Origin of the sequence: Phaeodactylibacter xiamenensis, assembly GCF_965229835.1 — a bacterium.
GTDB lineage: Bacteria > Bacteroidota > Bacteroidia > Chitinophagales > Saprospiraceae > Phaeodactylibacter > Phaeodactylibacter xiamenensis.
This window is the reverse complement of record NZ_OZ245931.1, coordinates 7,797,961-7,817,047: the sequence shown is the minus strand read 5'-3', so window position 1 is coordinate 7,817,047 and position 19,087 is coordinate 7,797,961. Positions and strand designations below refer to the sequence as shown.

Here is a 19,087-nt window from a genome sequence, read left to right as displayed (position 1 = left end):
TTGCGATAAAAGCAACTTTTATGAAAAAGAATGAAGATCAGCTAAGCATGAAAAACCTGGGGATGATCAAAATGCACCCCGGCACCATCAGAGAGCTGCGCAAGATGTATGAAGAATACGAAAAGAGCCTACCCGAAGGCGAGCACAAGCTTGACAAAAGCGAGTTCTTTGGCCAGCACTACGAAAAAGTAATGTCGGCATACTCTGACCTGTACGCCAAGCATAAGCTACAGCAAGCCCAGTTGGAGAATGTCCAGTCCGCCTATCAGGCAGCAGAAGACATTGAAGGAGGCGAGCAGGAGCGGTCACAAGCAGATCCGGAAGAAGAAGAAATCAACATCCTACACCGGCAAATCCGGAAGCTCGAAAAACGCCTGGACAAAGCTCAGAATGGCGGCGAAATCAACTGGTACGCCATCGGAGCAGCAGGCGTCGCAATTCTATTTGCCATAGGCGCAGTCTACATCGCCCTGCAAATCCGAAAAAAGGTAAAGAACGATGAGTAACCTCCAAACTTACATACCGCAGGCACCTAACGAGACAACCAGCTACGTCATGGTGTCCAACTCCAGCCAGATGCTACGGGAGAACTTCACCGTGGGCGAGTTCTACAACCCGAAGACCGGGCTTCCGTCCCATCCACTGGCGGTCAGCGTCATCGATGCGGTACAATATCTGCGTACTAAGTTTGGAATGCCCATCCGCATCACCAGCACCTACCGCAACTACATCCCAACGGGCCCGGGCGTAGTGGGAGCCGCCACGCACTCCCCCCACATGCTTGCCCAGGCTATCGACTTCCAGTTCATCGGCAGCAAGCGCGAAGTTAACCCGATCTACATTGAGCTGCGGGACGACTTCGACAACAAGGGCCCTATCTTTCAGGAATTGTGGGATATGGGCATACGCGGGTTTGGCAGCTACGACACCTTTCTGCACCTGGACTGCGTACAAAGCGAGCTCTACCCCGTATTCGCCGCCAAGCGCACCCGCCGGTACCAAGGCAAACAATACAGCCGATGGAACAGCATGAAGACCCTCCGCAACCTTTACGTTGGGCCTACAAATGTCGTGCTCGACACTATACTGGTCACTGCCGGAGAAATCCGTGGCGTATTCGCTGACTTGGGCAATGCAGAAGACCGTGGTAAAGACATCCGGGCGAAGCACATTATAACCATCGCCTTGGTGCTCGCCGTTGCCGGAGCGCTCGTCTATTTTGGCTACCGGTACTTTATGTAACAATAAGATGAATATAGAAACCGCATAAAAAAAGCGCTGCCCAAAGGAAGGACAACGCTAACCCATAATTTACCTATTATTATAAATGTACGATTTTGTTTATACAAAAACAAGTATTCTTTTTTGGAATGAAAACACCACCCAAGTCCATACTCATCGTGCAATTCGAGGACCAATCAACCTACCGCTTTGAAAACGGCGAACTGGCAGAAGAAGTCGAAGGCAGCCCCATCGGAAACCACCAATCCGACCCTGAAATTACTAAGGGCGTTTCAGCCAAAAATTGCGAATAAGACAACTAATGATTAATTTAGTGGCTCGAAGAGCTGCAATCATTAAGGTTGTGACTAACCGCAGCCAGAAAGAAAGCGCCCAGCCCCTTATCTACGGGGGAAGGCGCTTTCTTCAGCAGCATTCAAAAGGATAGCAGTTAACAAATACTGCTAATGGCAAGCTTCAATTTATTCGCGGGCAAAATCCTACAGATCGAGGGCGGTTACAACGACAACCGCGACTGGGATGAGAACTTTTTGAACGGAGCGTTCATAGGTACTAAGTACGGTATTACGCCCGCTACACTCGCCCACCACCTGCGCAGGGACATTACCCAAGCAGACATGGTAAACCTGACTAAGGCAACCGCCCTGGAAATCTACGAAAAGGAATACTGGGACCGTTACCGAGTGAGCGAGTTCGACAGTCAGGACTTAGCGGAGATCGTAGCGGACGGCATCATCCAGCACGGCCCGGGCGGCAACGGGGACACTGGCGGTGTAACGATGCTTCAGCAAACCCTCAACGACCTGGGCGAAGACCTCGAAGTCGATGGCATACTGGGGAGCCTGACCGTCGCGGCCACCAACCGGCAGAGCAAAATCAATGGCGGGCTCCTATATAACCTTTACCGGGACTCCCGCCTGAAATACTACGAATGGCTTGCCCTGCAAGACCCACGAAAGCTCAGCGTACTACCGGGCTGGAAAAACCGCATCAATAACCACTTTCCGGAAAAAGAAGACGGCGCCGTCATCGTCACCGCCTCCAAGTTCCCCGTAGACCGCCTCATCGAAGTGGCGGTAGCAAAGTATGGCTGGGGCTGGATTATTGCTGCCGCCGTGCTGCTGCCAGTCACTGCGTATGCGGTGTACCAGCTCTTTTTCCGGAATGAAAAACCAGCCGCCGCATGAAAAGCCTGTTCGCCCAATCAGGAGAAAAGCCAATCGCCAAGCCTTACGAGCCCCGGCCCAAGATGCCTAAGCCGCTCTTGACTACGGAACAGGCCTTCTACATCGTGATAGGAATAATACTTCTAATGCCTGTTGCTGGTACTTTTTTGTACCGGCGGGGGCATCTGCTAGCAGGCCGGATTTTGATAGGGCTATTTATCCTTCTGATCCTCATCAACCTGCTGGGCACTAGTGAAATCGGAGCAAAGAAATAAATCATGACCAACCGGCAAGCCTACGAGCTCAATAGACAGATCGAAGCCCTGATTGACCAAAAGGGCAGCGACCCGGCAGCGTACACCGCTGATGAGAAAGCCATGCTTAGCCAGTATTCCGGCTACGGCGGGCTCGACCAGTTTTTGGAAGAATCGAACGCGGGGATCCTCTACGAGTTTTTCACCCCCATACCTATCGTCAAAAAGATGTGGGGCTTGGCACTAAAACTTGGTTTCAAAGGAGGCGAAGTCCTGGAACCGGCAGCGGGCAATGGGGTATTCCTTGCTCAGGTGCCCGCCCGGCAATACCTGGAACGGGATGCCGTAGTGACCGCCATCGAGCCGCAGCAGTATAGCTATGCTATTCTCCGCATTCTTTATCCCGAAGCCCGGGCTGTTCAGGGCTTGTTTGAACAGCAATTCATTAATGAGGAAGTCAATTTGTCTATCAAAAACAGGGCCGCACCAGTATTTGATTTAATCATTGGCAATCCGCCTTATGGAAGCATTACAGGCGGTAAAGGGGGGCGGTATATGGAAATGGGCGAAAGGAGTTATACAAAAGCCCGGTCATACGACGAATACTTCATCCGGCGCGGGATCGACTTGCTCAAGCCCGGCGGCATCCTGATCTACATCATCGGGTCGGAAGTGGCCAACGGCGCCGTGCCCTTCCTTCAGCGGGGCAACAGCCGGGTAAAGGGAGAAATTGCGGCCCGTGCCACCCTCTCGGACGCCTACCGCCTGCCCAACGGTGTGTTCGACCGCACCGACGTACTGAGCGACATCGTTTGTTTCACCAAAAATACAGCATAATGGACGCACAAGACCTACTCAACGACCTGAAAATCGCTATCAACGAGCAGCTGGACCAGTGCGAGGAAGACGAGACCGGCACCTTCACGCCAAAGGTGTGCAGCTTCATCAACAAGCCCGGCGGGCGGGAGAAAATCGTGCAGCTCGTGGTCAACTACGTGGCAGAAGAAGGCATGACCATTGCCGAGGCGATCGACCACATCGAGCGCGACTTTAATGACAATTTAATGGAGCACTAATGACCGTACTCGGCAAAAAGATCATCCTTTCCATGCCCAACGGCGAGAAGCGCGATGCCCGGTTCGCTATTGTGGAGCTGGACAGCGTGCTGGCTTCCCACAATGAGCAGACCTTTGCGCCTACTCCCGGCTACCCGGTAAACGAGCAGGGGCAGAACGTGAACGACCGCAACTACGAGGACGACGCAGCGGCACAGGAGCGGGTGCGGGACAATGCCCGCAGGCTTGACCCTTACCGCCTGCTGACTACGAGCAGGACACCATCGGGCAGCCCCATCGTCGCCGGGCAGCAGATTGGTGGGAAGTGGATTGTCGTCTCCGGCAACAACCGCACTATGAGCACCAAGCTTGCGGCAAGCCGGCACCCGGAGAACTACAAAGCCTACGTGGGTGCGCTGTGCGAAGAACTGGAAGCCTTTGGTTTTTCAACCACCGACAAAACCGAAAGGATAGATTGCCAGAACGGCAAACTGGTCTACCTGCCCACGGGCGACGATTTCAGCATCAACAACGATGCCTACCACTTCCGGCAGCCTTTGCTCGTGCGGATCGACTACGGCTTCCCGGCTTTTCAGACCCAAGAGCTTGCGAAGTACAACCAAAGCACGATGAAAGGCAAGCGGGCGGTGGACAAAACCATTGAGCGCAGCAACAGCCTGCGGGAAAACCCGCTGTGCCAAACCCGCATCCCGGCTATGCTCGACCAGCACGAGCGCATGAGCGATTTCTACGCCGACCGGACGGCCCAAAAACAGATGCTCGAAGCCCTGCTGCAGTGCAACATCATCACGGAGCAGTCCGTCCCCGAATATTATGACGAGGGCTACTTCACAAACGCCGGAAAAGAACTCGTAGAGTCAGTCCTGGCGGGCGTAGTGCTGGAAAAGGCGGCCCTGAAAGCCGCAGAGCGGGACGGCATCAAGCAAGCCCGGCGGGTGGTGGTATATGCCATGCCCGTACTGGTCAGCAACAGCACTTTGCCCGGCAGCGCTAACCTGATACCCCACATCAACGATGCCATTCTGTACCTAAACGAGATGAAAGCCAGCGGGCTCCCTTTCGACCAGTTTATCAATCAGGGTGCCTTGTTCTCAGAAAAGGAGTGGCACCCGCGGGCGGTCTACCTGAGCCGCTTGATGTCCCAGGGGCAGCGCAAGTTCAAAAGGGCAATTAAGGCATTCAATGAGAGCGTGCGGCGCAACACCGGGGCAGCGCTGTTTTCTGACGAGAACGTCACCCCTGAAGAAGCATTCCAGGCTTATGTAATTGATCACATACCGGCAGAGGAAGCCCGGCTGATCGAAGCGTATGCCAACGCCCCCAACCCGCCCAAAAGCCGCTACCCCGACTGGCTTTTCGTCGGCAACATGGGCGGCAGCACGGTCTATGCCGACCGCCGAAAACGCAAAAACGGCGACTACCTGAGCATCGCCCACCTCAACCCGTCCAACGGCGAAGCCACCCGGCTGATTAAGCCAACCGACAAGGATTACAGCAAAGACTACGAACTCGTTTACCAGCTCGCGGAAGAGGATGGGGCTGAGCTGAAGCCCAAAAAACCATTGTCGGAAAAGACTAAACGGCTGCTCAAAAAAGCAGATGATTTAATAGAAAGCGAGCAGCCGCCAAAGCCTGCGCAAAGAAAGTACAAAGCAGGCGATAAGGTCATCGACAAAAACGGCAAGCAGGGCGAAATCATAAAGCCAGTCACTGACGGGCATAATGAAAACGTGGTAGCGCCCGCCTACATCGTGCGGTTCGGGGACAACAAAAGCTATAAATATGAGACTGGACTGCAACCGGCTGAGGAGGCTATAGAAACCTACCGCGTTTACCGCTATTTTTTGGATATGCTCACCGAAAAGTTTGGCGCATTGCTCCAATCGGAAGCATGGGATATTTTGCAGAGATACCTGGATAGCGAGCCAAGGGGGCTGATGGTAGACGAAGTGGTCAAAAAACAAATGGTACACGCGCTGGCCCCCATGATATTTGAAGGGCAGTTCACTGTAAAAGACCTAAAAGCGGCACTCGATGAAACGCTGGAAGGCCTGAACCCCGGCCTGCCTGATTATGGGAAATATAACGGTACCGGCTACCATATCCGCGACTACATAATGGACTATGTGGAAATGGAGGCCAACGGAATGATCGGAACAGAAAACCAAAGGCTCTCCAGCCTGGAAGAAGAGGGCGAAGCCCTGCGGGAGGAAGCACGTTCCCTCCTGATGCGGCTGCACAAAGATTACGCTGCTGCGCCGTTCCGGTATTATGAAGACACCCTGCCCCGGATAACCTCGCCCGAAAAGGTGGAAGAAGCCCGTCACATGCTGAGCGAGCTGAAGCAGATCGACAGCAAGGAAGCCTTTAAAGCCTATTTCGACGGCAAAGTTGACCTACCTAAAGATGAGCGGTATGGCGACGATATAACTCCTGATACCCGCCCCGGCGATTACTTTGTCTCTGTGCACGGCCAAGGGCAAATGCCAAGGTTAGCTCTTGGCCCTTTTAAAACCCACAAAGAAGCCATCAACCAGGTAGAGGCAGTCCGGCAATATATGCTGGAGGCTGACCCCCAAGGCCATTTTTATGGCTACGGCACAGCGCGGCAGGAAGAAGGCAGCGGCAATAATGGATCACTAAATAACCGCCTGGGCTACGGCCCAGTTAACCGGATATCTATGGAAAGCGGAATACCAAAAAAGACAGAAATCATTGTGGCCCACGGCATACAAGTGAAGCTTATTGACCACGGCGGAAGAGAGAATAAATGCCGGATGCCCGGAGGCGATTTCCGGATTTTAAGCCTGCAAGCTACGTCCGGCAGCAACCCCTACATGCAGGGCTATTACAAAGCCGTTTGCGAAGCCGCCCGAAGGTACGGCGGGGTATATTACGAAATTGATGGCCCGTTACAAGAGATTGTCAATAAACTGAAGGGCGGGGCATTAGAAAACGGGAAGCCGTCTATTGAAATTTTGGCGGGCTCACACACCCTCATTTGCGGGCGTGCTTACTACAAAATCAACTATATAGGCGATATCCTCCCTCCCCCTGTCATGACTTCTTATGAAGAGATATTCATGGACGAATTTGGCATTTCTCAAGCCGTAGCCCATGAGATATGGCAGCGGGCAGTATATGAATATGGCCGCCCCCTTGATGATGTCAGCCGGGCAGAGCTAATCCGGCGCGGCAGGAGCCAGCTTCAATCCTATGAGTATGAGCGCAGCGAAGAAGGTTACAAGTATTTGCAGCAACTCAGCCGGGAGATGTTCGCCAAAGAGGAGCCTTTTGAGCCCGTTGAGCCCGTAAAGAAGCCCTTTGAGCGCTACGTCGTAAATACTGTAGAATTTTTTCACGTGCCTAACCCCGAAGCGCCTGACCGTTTCCAACTGGAGTTTCATGAGCGGAATTCCGATGAAAAACGGCACGTGCAAGTCAGAGATGCTTTTGAGCAACTTAGAGCAAGGCTAAGGTCAGAAGGCTTTGAAGTCACCGACTCCTGGATTTCTCAATTCGACCCTATTGACTGGGAAACATGGGGGCATATAGCGGTCAGCCTGAAGCCTTCGCCCAAAGAGGCCTCTGCCAAGCTGCTGCTGGCAAAAGCCAAAAAGAAAAAGAAGCTCCAACTCCTAAAATTGGCATAGCATGATAGAAGCAATCATTAACGACAACTGGTATATCCGGAACCCGGAAAAGATACTCGGCACGCCCTACCAAGCCACCGGGCGCTTCTCTGACAACGTCACAAAGTACCGGGGCACGATGGAAGACGTGATGCGCATCCCGGGCGTAGCTTATGAAGCGGCTAATATGCTCTCGCCCCATATCTCCAGCGAGCATAGCGATACAGATGCAGCAAGGCTCAGAGTAGTGCAAAGCGGCAATGTCCGCCGTGCCCTGAAAGTTTCCAAAAAAGAGCAAAGCGCCCGCAATCAGGCCAAAGCCGGCGAGCTGGATTTGATCACCTTTGATGAGATCGACCAGCTGTACAACAAACACCTGACGGATGCCCAAAAGGAAGTCTTTGTCTGGTACCAAACTAAGGTGCTGGGCCGCGCTATGGAAGGCGGGTGGAAGAAATACTACAACCCGGCTGCTCTGTCCAAAAAAGTGGTGCCCCTGGAGTGGGCCAAACAAGAGCTCGTGTACTGGTTTGATGATGGTTTCCTGCCAGCCTTTATTTACCTGTCCGGCAATATCGCCGAGCGCCGCGAGATGCTCGGCCAGGACCAGCCGAAGATTGAAAGCATGAAAGACGGCAAAGCCATCTTTGAGCAGCAGTCTGCCGCCCTTGGCCAGGTGTGGAACCGGGTTACGCTGCGCCGCAAGCGCCTTGATGCCGAGCGGATGGAGGACCGGCTGATCATCAAGCCCGTTAGCAACCTGGCCAAAAAATACACCATCAGGCACCTGAAAGGCGAAGTCCGGCTCAAAGCCAAAATCCGGCAGAACGGGCAGATCGACTACAGCCGTGCTTTGCAAAGAGGCATACAGCAGGAGCTCAAAGAGCCAATCTCCCTGCAGGGCGCGTTCGTGCTGTGGATGAGCGAGAATGCCCGGGAGCTGGGCATCCGGCGCGGGCTGACCTGGCGTTCCATCAAGGAGCTCTACCTGGAAAGCCGCAAGCGCGGGAAAAAGGAGGACGTGCAGGAGTTCAAGCGCAACAAGTCCGCTGCCCAGCAGGAGGGCATCCGCCTGTTCTCGGACTTCCTGGCCAAAGCCATCACCGATGAAGACCGGCAAGCCATTGAGCGCATCTGGAACGAGCGCTACAATAGCGAAGTGCCGGTAGACTTAGACCAGGTACCCATCGGCTTTACCATGGCCCGCATCTACAACGGCATGGAAATGGACATCCGCCCGGAAAAGCGGGAGGCCGTGGCTTTCGCCCAGATCAGGGGCGCGGGCTGCCTGGCCTACGGCGTGGGGCTGGGCAAGACCTGGTGCGCTATTTTCATCGCCGCCCAGTTCCTCGAAAACGGCTGGTGCAAGCGGCCCTTCTTTGTGCTGCCCAATCAGGTCTACAAACAGTTCATGGGCGAGTGCAGGGGCATACTGCCGCACATCCCCCAAAATGACCTGTACAACCTCAGCGAAGATTACCTTGAAAATATCCCGGAGGAGGGGCCCATGCCCGAAGGCTCTATCACTTTCCTGACCTATCAGGGCTTCAAGCGGGTGGGGCTGGACGATATGCAGGAACTGAACTTCTTCGGGGAGCTGATGTCCATTCTTGACCAGGAGGACCACCTGGCAACGGGCAAAGCGGCCGATAAAGCCTACGAGCGCCTCAAAAACAAGGTCGGGGGGCTGATCGGCGTATCGCAGATGGGCGCCCGGGCCAATATCGACCGCATGGGGCTCGACATGATGGTGGTGGACGAAGCGCACAGCGCCAAGAAGATCTTCACTACCGTCAAGGCCGAGGAGGAGGAGAACCTGGACAACGAAAAGCGCATCAAGCGCTACGATATCAGCTCCGGGGAGCCCTCGGCTATGGGGCTCAAAACCTTTATGATCGCGCAGTACGTCCAAAAGGTGAACCCCACCGGCAACGTCCTGCTGCTGACCGCCACGCCGTTTACCAACTCGCCCATGGAAATTTACTCCATGATCAGCCTGGTGGGGCTGCGCTATTTGCAGGAGCTGCAGCTGAAGAACCTCAAGCAGTTCTTCGACCAGTTTGTCAACACCTCCAATGAGCTGGTCTTCACCATTGCCCTCAACCCGGAGTTCAAGGATGTGTTCGTGGGCTTTTCCAACCTCGATGCCCTTCAGTCCATCATCCGGCGCTTTTTTCTGTACAAGCAGTCGACCAAAAACCTCAAGCGGCCCAACAAGATCGTCCTGCCCCTGCGCCGCAAGGTGGTCAACGGCATGGAGATCAGGCTCGGCGGGGACGAGACGATTGAAACGGTGCTGCCATTCAACGCCTACCAAAAAGAACGCATGGACAGCATCCTGGCCTACGCTGCCGGGCAGATTAGCGTGAACCAGGCTTGCCAAAACGCCAAGGTGGACTCAGACGACAACGGGGGCGGCGTGCGCATGCTCCGTGCGGCAGGCATGGCCAGAAAAGTAGCCTTCTCGCCCTACATTTTGGAGTGCGATGAGGAAACGAAGAACCCCGGCTCCCCCAAAGCCTTCATAGAAAGCTCAGCAAAGCTGGAGTTCATCACCGGCTGCATCCGTAGCGTAAAAGCCTACCATGAGCAGCAGGGCTCGCCTATGTCCGGGCAGATCATCTACAGCAATATGGGCGTGGAGTTTTTCCCCCTGCTGCGCGACTACCTGATCGAAAAAGTAGGCTTCCAGCCGCATGAGGTGGGCATCATCGTTAGTGAAAGCCGTATGAAAAAGATGGGCTTCAAGGACAAGCAGACGGTACAAAATGCCTTCCTGGGCCGCCGTTTCAACCCGGTAACACGCGATTATGAAGACATCCCCCACGAGTTCCGCTGCAAAGTGCTCATCGGCAGCGCCACCATACGCGAAGGCATCAACCTTCAGCGCTATGCCTCCTGCCTTTACATCCTGGAGCTGCCCTGGAACCCCACGGACGTCAATCAGCTCGAAGGCCGGCTGTGGCGGCAGGGCAACATCCACCGCAGCGTGCGCATCGTCAACCCGCTCATGGAGGACAGCATGGACATCTTCATGTTCCAAAAACTGGAAGAGAAAACTGCCCGCATCAATGCCATTTGGGACTTCGATAACAACCAGAGTACGCTGGACACCCGCGACTTTGACCCGGCAGAGCTTAAGTACGTCCTGATCAAAGACCCCTTCCGTATCGCGGAGCTGGAAGCCAAAGAGCGCAGCCTGGAACTGGAAGACGAGATCGTTGCCATTGATTCCCAGCTCACCACCCTGGAAGGGCTGCGCAACGACCGCTATCAGGCATTCAACCGTTTGGAAGAGGTTGCAGAGGCGGTAAGCTACTACCGCGGCCTGCCGGAGGGCGCAGCGCAAGGCCCCGACGAGATGCGGCGGCAGGTTTCCTATATCCTGCGCGCCAAAAAGCTCAAAGATGGGCGGCTGGTAGAAACGCTGCGCGAAGAGGTAGAGCGGGGCTATAAAATCAGCCATTACTACCGCAACCCCTACGAAGATGCCTGGATCAGGCCTGCCGGGGTAACGCCCCCTTATTGGTACTCCAACTGGAAAAAGAGCGTAGCGAAGTACAACCGGGCCGTGGTGGAAATCCTCAAGCCCAAAGGGCTGGACGACTCCGAAGAGGCCATCAAACAAGCGGTTGAGCAGCTCCAGGCAGAAAAAGAACAGAAGAAAAAAGAAAAGGAGGGCTTGCTCAAGGCAGAGCGCCTGCAGGAAAGAGCCGAAGAGATCAGGCTGAAAAAAGAAGCAGAGGGCATCGCTGCGGCTTCTATCGAAGCGCGGGTGGCACAGTTCGCACAGCTCAATTACCTGCTCGATGACCTGCGCGTGGAAGAGCCTCAGGAAAGCATCGCCGGTGAAGCGGCGGATGCGCTGTACCGGGCAGGAGAAACCGTAGGCTATGCCGGTAAAAAAGCCCGTGTTGAGAAGGCTTACCGGGGCAGCAATGGGAAGTTTTACTACCTGGTCAAACAAAGTTCTTATGTAGAGCTGGCCCTTGAGGCGGAGCTGTCCCCGAACAACGCAACTCAGCAAAAACGCCTGCAAGCCCGGCAGATGGGCGGCGTGCAAAAAGAGTTGCCGCAAATGGCTAATGCTAAGACAAGGATACTACTGGCCAAAGCCAGAAAACGCAAAAAACTAAAACTGCTGCAGCTCGCAGCCTAAAACTTGAACAGCTATGAAATCTAAGGCACAAGCGTACATCAAAACGATGGGCATGGACACCGAAAGCCTGCCCCAGAAATACCAGGAAAACTTTGAAGCCATGCGGGACTTCGAGGAAATACTCGATATCGCACAGCCCGGTTCTGAAGACTACAAAGAAGCCCTGTCCGAGTGGGAGGACTACGACGAGCAGATCCTCGCGGCATTGAAAAAGGACTACCCGGCACAGCAAGGCTACGGGGGCACCCTGCGCTGGAACTGGGTCAGGGAAGGGGAAGAAGTGCGGGTGGACTGGGACCACCCCGAACGGTACGTAGACGGGCGGTATTACATTATGCTGCCCAAACCAGCTGAGGGCAAGCTTGCCACTTACGAAAAAGTAGGCGAAGGCGATATCGAATTCCCCGGGCAGGATAAAAGAATACAGGAACTGCTCGCCCGCGCACCGCAGTGGGTGAAAGCCAAGACGCCTAACCCGGAGGAAAAAGAGGGGCTGGCTAATGTCAACCGTGAGTTCCGGCAGTACATGCAGAACCGGGAGAGGGAACGCACAAAGCTCCCGGATTCCCTGCCCTACATGAAAGGCGACAAAATCGTCGATGTAAAAGGCAGAGAGCATAAAGTCTACCTCGTTGTCGATGATGTGCCCCTTGCCATTTCTACCCGCCACCAAAGAGACGATGGGCACAAGCTCACCTTCCTGGAATACTACGACCGGGAGGCCAAGCTTTGGAAAAACGACGGCGAGCCTTACTATCATACCCATGCACCAACTGAAGCGGAGATCCGCGCACGCCCCCGTGGCTTCTTTGAAGAGCGTTCCGAAAGCATGCCCCCGGTGGATGAAAAAGGTAACCGCCGTATTGACAGCCAAGCCCTGGACGCCCTGGAGGCGCACCTGGAAAAGCTGCCGCAGACCAAAGACCTGCACTCGGAGTACGGGGAGTACACCGATGAGCGGAAAAAGCTGCACGATAAGATCATCAAGGAAGAAGTCGAAGGCAACACCTGCATCCGCCGCGAAGCCCCCATCGCCATACTGACCGGCGGGCTGCCAGGCTCCGGCAAGTCGACCTACATCCGCAACAACAAAGACTGGATGGACAACCCGGCCATCTTCAAAGTTGATGCAGACGACATCCGAGCCAAACTACCGGAATACGAAGGGTGGAATGCTTCTCAGACCCACAACGAAACGCAGGATATCGTCAAAACCCTGCTCGGCAAAGTGGGCAAGTTCGGCTGTAGCTATGATGTCATTTACGATGGCACCATGAACAAGTCCAAAAAGTACAAGCCCCTCATCGAAGTGCTCAAAAAGGAAGGCTACCGGGTGTTCATCATGTTCCTGAAAGTCGATAAGGCGACCAGCCTGGAACGGGCAATGGGGCGCTATCAGAAGTCCGGGCGCTACGTCCCCCGTTTTGTCATCGAAGAGGGCGTTCAAAATGGGCTGACGGCTTTTGAAGAGCTCAAGGGCATGGTAGACGGCTACGTGCTGATCGACGGCAAAACTCAAAAAGTGCTGGAAAAGGGCGGGGCAGAAATCCCCGACGACCGGGACTACAGCAAGCTGGACGATCAGCCGTCCCAAAAAACAAGCAAGCCCAAGCCTGGCAAAAAAGCCAAAAAGGTCTACAAAAAAGACTACTACGCCGCCATGGACAAAGCCCATCCGGGGCTCAGCAAAGCGCAGGTCAAAGGCATGAAGCAAAAGGAGTACGAAGCGCTGATGGACAAGCTGGAGCAGGGCGCGAAGGATATGGGGCTTACGGCAAAAAAAGCGTCAGAGTATGCGGAGGCTTACGTCAGCGTGCATTTGCCGAAAGGCAGCACGGCCCAAAAGCCCAAAGGGTTCACGCCACCTCCCTCTATGGAAGTCTTTCTGGTCATGGACCAGCCGGGAGAGCCGGGGCAGTATGATCTGGAAGATGCCGACCTCTACCTGTCCAAAGAAAAAGCCCTGTCCAATAAAGACGAAGGCATAGCCGTGCGGGCTTCGCTCGATATTGAACAGTGGATAGAAGACAACGAGCTCTCTTTCGAGTCTGAAAAAGACTTATTGAAAGAAGTGCAGCAACCGGGCTGGTCATGGGATGGTGTGGTGTCTATTGAGGAGGAAATTGATTACCCGGAGTACACGCTCCCGGAAAGCATCAAAGCCTACGGGGTACTCAGTTTCGTAGACAAGGAAGAAGATTACTATGAATACGATACACTGTCAATCGAGTTCGACAAGGGCCTTGTCGTTAAAACAGCGAAGGATTTAGGCCAGTGGGCGGTCGAATTGGACTTCAAAGCCGCAAAGTGGCTGGACAGGCTCAAACAAGAGGGCGGCCCGGTTCCTGTAATACAGTCTGTGGATGACCTGAAAACCGAAATCCGGGGCGGAGGGTATGAGTACGATGAGGGCATCGTTACTATCGGCAAGGTATTGCATAACCCGGACGATCTTTCCAATTTGAGAAAAAGCACAGGCGCTGAGCCTTCAGCAGGCACTAAGCCTTCCTTTTCCTGGCGTACCGCTGCGGACACCTCCAAGCTGATGCCCATGCTCAACCACTGCCAGGAGTATGCCCTGAAGGTAGACAAAGACTTGCCCGTACAGCTCAAAGGCACCGGCAAGGAAAGCATAACGGTAACCGCCCAGAAAGGGGAATACCTGATCTTCGACGATAAAGGACACCTGGTCTACGTGATGAATGCGGCAAGCTTCAAGCGCAAGTGTATCGAAAACACCACCCTCGAAAAACACCTGAAGGAGAAGCACCAAACCGCGCCCAAGCCCAATGACCGGCCATTGCCCAAAGCGCTGGAAAAATACCGGGGCGTCTTCGGGGATTACGATGGGGACGGCGTACTGAACGTGGACGACCCCGACCCCTACACGCCGGGCGACGGGACAACCGTGGAAGAGGTCAAGCTGGCCGATGAGATCGAAAAGATCATCGACTTCCGAAAGGATTACGATACTGCCCGAAATGAATTTGTGGAGATCCTCAAAAAGCATGCAGAGGGCGAGACGGATATCCTCAGCCGTACCAAAACGCCCTACTCCATCATCAACAAGCTCCGCCGTAAGCGGCTGGCCGGCAAAAAGGGCTTAACAGATGTCATCGGCACCATGGTCGTCTTCCCGGACCAGAAAAGCCTGGAAGATTTCAAAGACAAGGTCAATGCCGGGAAGCTGGGCGAAGTCCTGGAATTCGATGATTACTACAAAAAGCCACAGGCGGGCTACCGCGCCTACCACTGGAATGTCGTCTATAAAGGCTCACCGGTGGAGATACAAGCTAAGACCGAGCGGGTGAAGAAGATCGCCAAAGCCAACCACACCCTTTATAAGGAAGGCAAAGACGATGCCGAAAAGCTGGGCGCGCTGATGCTCCTGGCCAATCAGGCAGACAAAGGCGATCAGGCGGCCATGAAGAAGATCGACCCGGTGCTGAAAGACCCTAAGGCACTCAAACAGTACCTGACGGAGAAGAAGATGGACACCACCAAGGCAACCAAACAGCCGGATGCGCCCAAGGCAGATAAACAGTCAGCCACACCTAAGGCTGCCTCCAAACCGGCCCCAAAAGCACCCGACAAAGCCGCGCCTGAGGGGAGCTGCACAGCCGAAGAGCTGACCACCGCTCAAAAGGTTGCTAAGATCATGAAGATGGTCGATGAGAACACTATGGTCTGGTCGGACATTTTCGACACAAAGCAGTGGAAGAAAACTCGCGAGATTGAGGGCATCTATGAGCTACGTGCGGAAGCAGACAAAGGCAAGATTATAGTCAAAGTCCGAGATTGGAGCGCAAAAGGCAAAAAAGAAGCCGAAAAGTGGTACAGCCTCTGTATCGACTCTTACCGCCTGACCAAGATCGACACGCCACCCCAGGGCAGCTACCGGAGCGTAGTAAGCAAAAGCCAGTTGCAGGCAGCTTACACCACCAAGGGAGAGCGGAAATACCGGAAATGCGCTGCCTTGCACTCAGAGCTTGCTAAATGCCGCATGAAAGGCAACTGCACAACCGAACAGCGCGAACGCTACAAAAAGGAGGTCGACACCTGCGGCAACCTGGCGAAGACTAAAGTAGGTGTACCAAAGTACGTCATCTACCTCCATGCAGAAACCAAAAAGCGTAGAAAAAAAGGCGAGGCATATAGTGATGCACTCGCCCGGGTGGCCGAAGAGCTGCGCAAAGCAGCCGCTTAATCATATCGTTTTTTTCATACATGCTTTTCGTGGGTCGAAGTAAATAATGCTTCGGCCCTTTTCATTAGCTCTATCGGGTTTTGACCAGTCATAGCACAAATAATCAGAAACCGTGACAGATCCAGTTGGTATTTCCCGTTTTTGATCCTGCTCATACCAGACTTGTGGATACCCAGTTTCTCAGCGACTTCCCGGCTTGAAAAGCCTTTGTTTTTGTAGCCGGTAATCATGAGACTGACAATAATTTCTGTCAGTGTTTCAGCCTTCTCAATTGCAGTAATAATGCCTTTGTTCATAATCAGGAAGGTGCTTATTTAAAATGATCAAACTTCTGAGCTTTTTCAGCAATATCCATGTTGCCGGAGCGAAAATAGACAGCTAAGCTGGCAAGGTTTTTCCACCCCCCTAGCATCTTTATTCCATGCTGGCTCATTCCCTGCATATCCAAATTCGTTGCGGCGCTTCTTCGTGCAGTGTGCATACTTACTAATTTCCATTTTGGAACAAGCTCATCCCCATCCTCGACAAGGGTGCTAATTCCTGCTATCTCAGCAACACGCCTTATGCACTTGTTGCGATAGCTGTTAGTGTACCGCGAGCAATCATAATCGTATCTTTTTAAGATTGTTTTTGCCTTGGCACTTACAGGCACAATCACCTGTGTTTTAGTCTTTTTGTTCGTTCCTACGTAAAACACTTTGCTGTTTTTCTCAATGAAATTTGATTTTGAAATAGCCGTCACATCGCTATCTCTAAGCAAAAGGTAGTAGGCAAGCAAAAAGAAGTCTCTTACAATATACTGAGCCTTTGACAGCTCAGAATCTGGGGTTTTTTCGATTTGTGCAATTTCGTTAGGGGTTAAAAAAGGCTTTGGGCGAGCTCTGCCCTGTTTATGCTTGATTTTCTCTACATGTGGATTATCAACCCGCTGGTGCATAATTGCCTTCTTAACTCGACCTAAATGATAAGCAGTTGTAGCCTTAACAAACCCCATCTTCTTCATATAGGTGACGAAATCAGCAACCCATTTTTCGTCAATATCCTTGATATATGATTTGATGGAGTAGTGTTTTTCAAACTGCCTGACTCGGCTTATAGTATTCCGATAAGCTTTTGCAGTACCAGCAGAATATTCACCTTTGTTCAAAGTGATATATTCTTCAAGCGCTTCGGTCAATAGCTTGCTTTTTGAAGATTTCAAAAAGTTTTCAAACGTCCCCCCATTAAGGAAGTGTTCTTCAAGAGCTATTTTCCTGGCTCTGATCTTTGCATTATAAAGCCTTGCGTTGGGGTGTTTAGACTTTACGACTTGCTTGTTCTTATCCCAGAACTTTGATTCGATATAAATACCATCAACCATAAAATATCGCACTACCCCATTAAGGTTAACATATACCTTGACAGCAGCCGTGCCATCCTTTCGCGGTTGGCCCCACAGAACAGTCCGAATTGTCACTATCTTTTGCTTAAAAATGTCTTAAAAAAGTGCTGACCAAAAATAAATAAAAAACACCAAAAACAAGCAAAAGAAAGGTCTGTTACTCTTTTGTAATCAGAGTGAATTATAATTTGTGTATTTGCAAGTGCTATTTGCATTACAAAACTAAGGAAAATATTTAAAATAACAAATTTTATTTAATACCCTGTAATACAGAGTTTTAAAAAGCAATATTTTAAAGTTTATATTAAATCCTTAAAAATTGCCTTATATGAGGTTTTATCTAATGAAGATTTACACCTAGTTTTCGGTATAGGTAAGGATTAAAGCTATTCCACCTGTACGGGAATTCATGAATTATAACTATTTTCCCGCAGGAAAACAGAACGAGCAGCTCGCAATTCTCAGAGCTGTCCAACAAAAAAGCTAAAACCAATGAAGAAAATCCTTGTCGCCAACCGGGGCGAAATCGCACTACGTGTCATGCGGACCGCAAAGAAAATGGGTATACGTACCGTTGCTGTTTACTCTGAAGCAGACCGGCACGCGCCTCATGTCAAATTCGCTGACGAAGCGGTATGCATCGGCCCTCCGGCGTCCGCTCAATCTTACCTCCTGATTGATAAAATCCTTGATGTTGCCAAGTCCCTGAATGTAGATGGCATACACCCGGGCTACGGCTTCCTGAGCGAGAACGCAAAATTCTCTCAGGCTGCCGAAGATGCCGGCATCAAATTCATTGGACCGGGGCCTCACGCTATTGAAGTCATGGGCAGCAAACTGGCCGCCAAAGATGCGGTGAAAGCCTACGATATCCCTATGGTGCCCGGGCTGGACCACGCCATTACGGATATTGACGAAGCCAAAAAAGTAGCTAAAGAGATTGGATTCCCCGTACTGATCAAGGCCTCCGCCGGTGGTGGTGGCAAGGGGATGCGGATTGTTGAAAATCCGGATGAATTTGAAGACCAGATGAAGCGGGCCATTAGCGAAGCGACTTCTGCTTTTGGCGATGGCTCGGTATTTGTTGAAAAATATGTGACTTCGCCCCGCCACATCGAAATTCAGGTACTGGCCGATGAACACGGCAACTACATCCACTTCTTTGAACGGGAGTGCAGCATTCAGCGCCGCCACCAAAAGGTAGTGGAAGAAGCGCCTTCCTGTATTCTGACACCGGAGCTGCGGGAGAAGATGGGCAATGATGCCCTCAATGTGGCCCGTTCCTGTAACTACACCGGAGCCGGCACGGTGGAGTTCCTCATGGATGCCGACATGAACTACTACTTCCTGGAAATGAATACCCGCCTGCAGGTAGAACACCCGGTCACGGAGCTCATTACCGGCGTGGACCTGGTGGAACAACAGATCCTCATCGCACGGGGCGAGCCTTTGCAGATCAAACAGGAAGACCTGAGCATTACCGGCCACGCCCTGGAACTCAGGGTGTATGCCGAAGACCCGGCGGAGAACTTCCTCCCAAGCGTTGGTACTTTATCCCGGTACCGCCGCCCAAAAGGAGATAACATCCGCCTTGACGATGGGTACGAAGAAGGCATGGAAATTCCGATCTATTATGACCCGATGATTGCCAAGCTGGTGACCTACGGTGTTAATCGCGATGCGGCCATTCAGCGCATGATCGAGGCCATTGAGATGTATGAAATCGAAGGGGTGGAAACGACTTTGCCGTTCGGTAAGTTTGTCTGCGAACACGAAGCCTTTACAAGCGGAAAGTTTGACACTCACTTTGTCAAGCACTACTTCACGCCCGAAGCCCTTGAGAAGGGGAATGAAGGTGCCGCAAAAGTAGCAGCCAAGCTGTCTGCATACCTGTTTGAACGCAACAAGATCCAGCTCAACGTTCCGGAAGTGAATCATTCGGAATGGCAGAATCGATAGTCGCTTGTTGA

13 protein-coding genes are annotated in these 19,087 nt (G+C 52.6%); 11 read left to right on the top strand and 2 right to left on the bottom strand.

Annotation, left to right across the window (positions count from 1 at the left end; all coding sequences use genetic code 11):
- The first annotated feature begins 20 nt into the window (after positions 1–20).
- From ACO08I_RS29800 to ACO08I_RS29755, 10 genes are all read left to right on the top strand, one after another.
- Positions 21–506 carry a hypothetical protein gene (locus tag ACO08I_RS29800; RefSeq protein WP_282778350.1) on the top strand — a complete coding sequence of 162 codons (486 nt, stop codon included), beginning with the start codon at positions 21–23 and terminating at the stop codon, positions 504–506.
- The gene (locus ACO08I_RS29795) at positions 499–1,242 is read left to right on the top strand and encodes a D-Ala-D-Ala carboxypeptidase family metallohydrolase (RefSeq protein WP_282778349.1); all 744 of its coding nucleotides are present in this window, start codon (positions 499–501) and stop codon (positions 1,240–1,242) included. The genes ACO08I_RS29800 and ACO08I_RS29795 overlap by 8 nt, the downstream gene beginning before the upstream one ends.
- Positions 1,243–1,370: 128 nt before the next feature.
- Positions 1,371–1,535 carry a hypothetical protein gene (locus ACO08I_RS29790; RefSeq protein WP_282778348.1) on the top strand — a complete coding sequence of 55 codons (165 nt, stop codon included), beginning with the start codon at positions 1,371–1,373 and terminating at the stop codon, positions 1,533–1,535.
- A 153-nt stretch (positions 1,536–1,688) separates the two neighbouring features.
- Entirely contained in the window at positions 1,689–2,429 is a 741-nt protein-coding gene (locus ACO08I_RS29785; RefSeq protein WP_421948034.1) for a glycosyl hydrolase 108 family protein, read from the top strand.
- Positions 2,426–2,683 carry a hypothetical protein gene (locus tag ACO08I_RS29780; RefSeq protein WP_421948033.1) on the top strand — a complete coding sequence of 86 codons (258 nt, stop codon included), beginning with the start codon at positions 2,426–2,428 and terminating at the stop codon, positions 2,681–2,683. Before ACO08I_RS29785 ends, ACO08I_RS29780 begins: the two co-directional genes overlap by 4 nt.
- A gap of 3 nt (positions 2,684–2,686) precedes the next feature.
- Positions 2,687–3,499 carry an Eco57I restriction-modification methylase domain-containing protein gene (locus ACO08I_RS29775; RefSeq protein WP_421948032.1) on the top strand — a complete coding sequence of 271 codons (813 nt, stop codon included), beginning with the start codon at positions 2,687–2,689 and terminating at the stop codon, positions 3,497–3,499.
- Entirely contained in the window at positions 3,499–3,738 is a 240-nt protein-coding gene (locus ACO08I_RS29770) for a hypothetical protein (RefSeq protein WP_421948031.1), read from the top strand. The genes ACO08I_RS29775 and ACO08I_RS29770 overlap by 1 nt, the downstream gene beginning before the upstream one ends.
- Positions 3,738–7,391, top strand: a complete 3,654-nt coding sequence (locus tag ACO08I_RS29765) for a hypothetical protein (RefSeq protein ID WP_421948030.1) — start codon at positions 3,738–3,740, stop codon at positions 7,389–7,391. The genes ACO08I_RS29770 and ACO08I_RS29765 overlap by 1 nt, the downstream gene beginning before the upstream one ends.
- 1 nt (position 7,392) lies before the next feature.
- Complete coding sequence (locus ACO08I_RS29760) at positions 7,393–11,529, top strand: helicase-related protein (RefSeq protein ID WP_421948029.1); 4,137 nt, start codon at positions 7,393–7,395, stop codon at positions 11,527–11,529.
- Positions 11,530–11,542: 13 nt separating this feature from the next.
- A complete protein-coding gene (locus ACO08I_RS29755) occupies positions 11,543–15,736 on the top strand; it encodes a zeta toxin family protein (protein ID WP_421948028.1) in 4,194 nt (1,397 codons plus the stop codon).
- A gap of 14 nt (positions 15,737–15,750) precedes the next feature.
- On the opposite strand, the gene ACO08I_RS29750 is transcribed toward ACO08I_RS29755, so the two are convergent.
- A complete protein-coding gene (locus ACO08I_RS29750) occupies positions 15,751–16,032 on the bottom strand; it encodes a helix-turn-helix domain-containing protein (RefSeq protein ID WP_044225273.1) in 282 nt (93 codons plus the stop codon).
- Between the two features lie 14 nt (positions 16,033–16,046).
- Positions 16,047–17,192 carry a tyrosine-type recombinase/integrase gene (locus tag ACO08I_RS29745; RefSeq protein ID WP_421948027.1) on the bottom strand — a complete coding sequence of 382 codons (1,146 nt, stop codon included), beginning with the start codon at positions 17,190–17,192 and terminating at the stop codon, positions 16,047–16,049.
- Between the two features lie 417 nt (positions 17,193–17,609).
- Here ACO08I_RS29745 and accC point away from each other — a divergent pair, with 417 nt between their 5' ends.
- On the top strand, positions 17,610–19,076 hold the full coding sequence (gene accC, locus ACO08I_RS29740; protein WP_282774180.1) for an acetyl-CoA carboxylase biotin carboxylase subunit: 1,467 nt from the start codon (positions 17,610–17,612) through the stop codon (positions 19,074–19,076).
- Positions 19,077–19,087: the final 11 nt, after the last annotated feature.

Excerpts from the sequence above, each read along its gene's own strand:
- ACO08I_RS29755 (WP_421948028.1), top strand. The coding sequence starts at position 11,543 with ATGAAATCTAAGGCACAAGCGTACATCAAAACGATGGGCATGGACACC.
- ACO08I_RS29770 (WP_421948031.1), top strand. The coding sequence starts at position 3,499 with ATGGACGCACAAGACCTACTCAACGACCTGAAAATCGCTATCAACGAG.
- ACO08I_RS29775 (WP_421948032.1), top strand. The coding sequence starts at position 2,687 with ATGACCAACCGGCAAGCCTACGAGCTCAATAGACAGATCGAAGCCCTG.
- ACO08I_RS29790 (WP_282778348.1), top strand. The coding sequence starts at position 1,371 with ATGAAAACACCACCCAAGTCCATACTCATCGTGCAATTCGAGGACCAA.
- ACO08I_RS29800 (WP_282778350.1), top strand. The coding sequence starts at position 21 with ATGAAAAAGAATGAAGATCAGCTAAGCATGAAAAACCTGGGGATGATC.
- ACO08I_RS29750 (WP_044225273.1), bottom strand. The coding sequence starts at position 16,032 with ATGAACAAAGGCATTATTACTGCAATTGAGAAGGCTGAAACACTGACA.
- ACO08I_RS29785 (WP_421948034.1), top strand. The coding sequence starts at position 1,689 with ATGGCAAGCTTCAATTTATTCGCGGGCAAAATCCTACAGATCGAGGGC.
- ACO08I_RS29795 (WP_282778349.1), top strand. The coding sequence starts at position 499 with ATGAGTAACCTCCAAACTTACATACCGCAGGCACCTAACGAGACAACC.
- accC (WP_282774180.1), top strand. The coding sequence starts at position 17,610 with ATGAAGAAAATCCTTGTCGCCAACCGGGGCGAAATCGCACTACGTGTC.
- ACO08I_RS29780 (WP_421948033.1), top strand. The coding sequence starts at position 2,426 with ATGAAAAGCCTGTTCGCCCAATCAGGAGAAAAGCCAATCGCCAAGCCT.
- ACO08I_RS29765 (WP_421948030.1), top strand. The coding sequence starts at position 3,738 with ATGACCGTACTCGGCAAAAAGATCATCCTTTCCATGCCCAACGGCGAG.
- ACO08I_RS29760 (WP_421948029.1), top strand. The coding sequence starts at position 7,393 with ATGATAGAAGCAATCATTAACGACAACTGGTATATCCGGAACCCGGAA.